This is a genomic window from Lactobacillus sp., from assembly GCF_051873315.1.
Lineage (GTDB): Bacteria > Bacillota > Bacilli > Lactobacillales > Lactobacillaceae > Lactobacillus.
The window spans coordinates 1-3,866 of the sequence record NZ_JBJEES010000019.1 but is presented as its reverse complement, the minus strand read 5'-3'; the positions used below and the strand labels follow the sequence as shown (position 1 = coordinate 3,866).

At 53.3% G+C, this 3,866-nt stretch carries 2 protein-coding genes and 1 pseudogene; 2 read left to right on the top strand and 1 reads right to left on the bottom strand.

The window, feature by feature from the left end; genetic code table 11:
* Both ACI32D_RS00860 and ACI32D_RS00855 read left to right on the top strand, forming a co-directional pair.
* Window positions 1-1,118, top strand: a 1,118-nt coding sequence (locus ACI32D_RS00860) for a uracil-xanthine permease family protein (protein WP_439774787.1), incomplete at its 5' end; no start/stop codon positions are given.
* Window positions 1,119-1,230: 112 nt separating this feature from the next.
* A complete protein-coding gene (locus ACI32D_RS00855) occupies window positions 1,231-2,481 on the top strand; it encodes an aminotransferase class I/II-fold pyridoxal phosphate-dependent enzyme (RefSeq protein WP_439774786.1) in 1,251 nt (416 codons plus the stop codon).
* A gap of 77 nt (window positions 2,482-2,558) precedes the next feature.
* Here the strand turns inward: ACI32D_RS00855 and ACI32D_RS00850 are convergent.
* Window positions 2,559-3,866: pseudogene (locus ACI32D_RS00850) on the bottom strand (ornithine decarboxylase); the annotation flags it as partial.

Here is a 3,866-nt window from a genome sequence, read left to right as displayed (position 1 = left end):
TCTGTTCAGGGGTAGGGACCCTGGTCTACATCCTTTGCACCCAGGCGAAGATTCCAGCCTACTTGGGCTCATCTTTTGCCTTTATCGCGACCATGCAGGCCTTGATGAAAAATTACGGCTACCCGGCCGTAGGGCAGGGGGCCATTGCGGCAGGTCTGGTCTACGTTATCGTAGCCCTTTTGATTGCCCGCTTTGGTTCTCGTTGGCTGGACAAGATCCTGCCGCCAATCGTGGTTGGCCCGATCATCATCGTCATCGGCCTGTCATTAGCTACGACCGCGGCTAACGATGCCATGTTCAATGCCAGCGGCAAGTACAGCTTGACTTACTTCGGGGTGGCGATTTTTACCCTGGTCATCACGATTATCTTTAACATGTTTTTGAAGGGCTTCCCGAGCATGATCCCGGTTTTGCTGGGGATCATCTGCGGCTATCTTATGGCGCTTTTCTGCGGGATCGTTGACCTGTCCGGCGTTGAAAGCGCCAAGTGGTTCTCTTTGCCAGCCTTTGACGTCATGGGGGTCAACTACAAGTTCAAGTGGTACCCGGCCGCGATCATCACCATGGCTCCGATCGCTTTTGTCACCATGACTGAGCACATGGGCCACATCATGGTCTTAAACAAACTGACCAAGCGGAATTTCTTTGAAGACCCGGGCCTGCACCGGACCCTGCTGGGCGACGGCCTTTCCAGCATCATCGCCGGCTTTCTGGGTGGCCCGCCAACTACTTCCTACGGGGAAAACATCGGCGTTTTGGCCATGACCAAGGTCCACAGCGTCTTCGTCTTGGGCGGGGCGGCCTTCTTCGCCATCGTCTTCTCCTTTGTCGGCAAGGTTTCAGCGGTGATTGAATCCATTCCAACCCCGGTCATCGGGGGGATCTCCTTCCTGCTCTTCGGGATGATCGCGGCTAACGGCCTGCGGATCCTGGTTGACAACAAGGTCGACTTTGAAAAGAAGCGGAACCTGGTCATTGCTTCCGTCATCCTGGTTATCGGGATCGGGGGCACCTACCTCAAGATCGGCTCTTTCCAGCTGACCAGCATCGCCTTGGCCACGGTCTTCGGGATTGTCTTGAACCTGATCTTGCCGGAAAAAGCAGCCAGCGAACAGTAGAATTTTTGCAAATAGCTTTCCATAATTGCATGGAAGGCTATTTTTTATTTAAAAAAGCGGCGATTTGGTTTAAGATAGGTAAGTAACAAAGAAAAAACAGAGGGATTTTTTGATGAACAATTTACCAGAAGAATTAGCAAAAATTGTCAAGGAAGTCGACGAGCAGATCGCCGGGCGTCTCCAAGAAATCGATGAACAGGTTATCTACAACCAGGCCAAGGTCCTGGAGGCCTTTGTCGACAACGCGGTTGCTGAATCAGACCTTAAGGGGACCAACGGCTACGGGGACGACGATGAAGGCAGAGACAAGCTGGAGCGGGTCTACGCCCAGGTCTTCCATACTGAAGACGCGCTGGTAAGGCCGCAATTCGTTTCCGGGACCCACACCCTGGCAACTGCCCTTGATGGCAACCTGGTGCCAGGCGATACCTTGACTTATCTGACGGGGATGCCGTACGACACCCTGCAGCACGCCATCGGTCTTACTCCAGACAAGGCCGGTACCTTGATTGAAAAAGGGGTTAACTTCTCTTACGTGCCGCTGAAAGAAGATGGCAGCGTCGACTTTGAAGCAGGGGAAAAGATCTTAAAGCGGGACCAGCCTAAGATTGTGGCTATTCAGCGGTCCCGGGGCTACGATACCCGGGAAAGCTTCCCAGTTGCCAAGGTCAAGGAAATGATCGACTTCATCAAGGAAGTCAGTCCCCAGTCCTTAATCTTCGTTGACAACTGCTACGGGGAATTTTCTGAAAAGCATGAGCCGACTGAATATGGGGCCGACTTCATGGCCGGTTCTTTGATCAAGAATGCCGGAGGCGGGATTGCCCAAACTGGCGGCTACATCGTCGGCAGAAAAGACTTGATCCACCGGGCAGCCAGCCGGCTTTTTGCACCAGGGATCAGCGACTCAGAAGGCCCAACCTTAAACAGCCTGCATGAATTCTACGAGGGCTTCTTCCTGGCGCCAAACGTGACCGGGGAAGCCATCAAGGGGATGATCTATTCAGCTGCCTTGATGGAAAAGCTGGGCTTCAACGTGTCTCCTAAGTGGGACGCGCCGCGGACTGACCTCATCGAACTGATCACCTTCAACGACAAGGAGAAGATGATCAAGTTCTGCCAGGAAGTGCAGAAGAATTCGCCGGTTGACTCCTTCGTCACGCCAATTCCAAGCCACATGCGGGGCTATGAAGATGAAGTCATCATGGCTGGGGGGACCTTTGTGTCCGGATCAACGGTTGAATTCTCAGCTGACGGCCCGATTCGCCCGCCTTACGCCGTTTACATGCAGGGCGGTTTGACCTATGCTCACGACAAGATTGCCGTAACTAACGCGGTAAAGGCAACCTTGTTTGGCGAATAAGCAAAAAGGCCAAATAAAGAAAATAGTTCAAGATATAAAAAACGTTGACACTGTCTTGTGTCAACGTTTTTGTCATTCTAAGATTCTTTGAGGACTTCAGCCCAGACTTCGCCTCCTTCTTGGTAGACCCCTTGGATTTCCGGATCCAGGCCTGGGAACTTTTGGGCAGCGCCGATCAAGACTTGGAAGTAGGCGACGTCCAGGTCCTGCCAGCGCTCACCAGGTGCCACGATGAAGACGCCAGGCGGGTAAGGGAGGGCGCCTTCTAGAGCTACCCGGCCTTTGGCGTCAGACAGTTTGACCAGTTCGCTGTTGCCGTGGACGAATTCACGGTCTGCTTCTTTTGGCGTCATCTCGTAATTTTGGAAGCTGCCTTTTAAGAAAAGGGCTTGCTGGAGCTTAAAGATGTCATGCTCTTGGTAATAGTGGTGGAGCTCCTGGCAGAGCTGGTAGAGGGTATAACCATTATAGCGGTCAGGATACTGGCTTACCAATTCCGGCATGATGGAAGAGAGAGGCGCCTTAGTCAAATAGGCATCTTCAAAGGCCATTAAGGCAGAGAAGAGGCCGTTCATGTCAACCTGGCTTTCGCCTGGCGTTAAGAGGTAGAGGGTAGAGTAGCTGTCGGACTTTTCCGGGATGATGTGTTTTTCGTGCAAGTAGAGGGAAACGACCGCGCCGGGGATGCCTTCTTCAGTAAAGGCAGCTTTTGCCAGGTCAATGCCGGGCGTCATCAAGGTGACCTTGACCGGGCTTAAGGCAACTTCACCTGGGGCGATCAATTTGAAGCCGTGCCAATCATCGTCTGGGGACAGTTTCCAGGCTTCTGGATCGTGGGCCAGGACATCGGTTGGCAGCTCTTCCCACTTTTGCCCGCGGACAGTTGGCGGAACGAGGGGCTTAAAAAGCTTGCTTTCTTTTAAGAGCCGCTTGCGGAAGTCGATGCCTAATTTAACCGTGTCGCTCCACCAGTTGTTAACGGCCGGTGAAGCAGCCATGGCGCTGTTGGCGACCAAGGAAGCGTAGACCGGGTAGGAGTAGCTGGTCGTAACGTACTTCATGTAGGCGTGGTTGAAGTGCTTGTGGTCGACGTAGCGCTTTTGCCCCTTGATATGGCTGTCTTTTTTCAAAATCTGGGAAGCTTGGCCCACGCCGGCTTGCTGCTTGTGGATGGACTGGGTGACCAGGATGCCGGGATCATCGGGACCGTAGGTCTGCTGGAAAGGAGAGTAGTCTCTGAGGACGTCGACAAATTGTTCATAGCCGCCCCAGGCACAGTCAAAGAGGATGTAGTCACAGAGGCGGCCGAGCTTTTGCAAGATGAGCTTGGCGTCATAGAAGATGCCGTCATAGGTCTCCAGCTGCAGGACTGCCAGGCGGAAAGG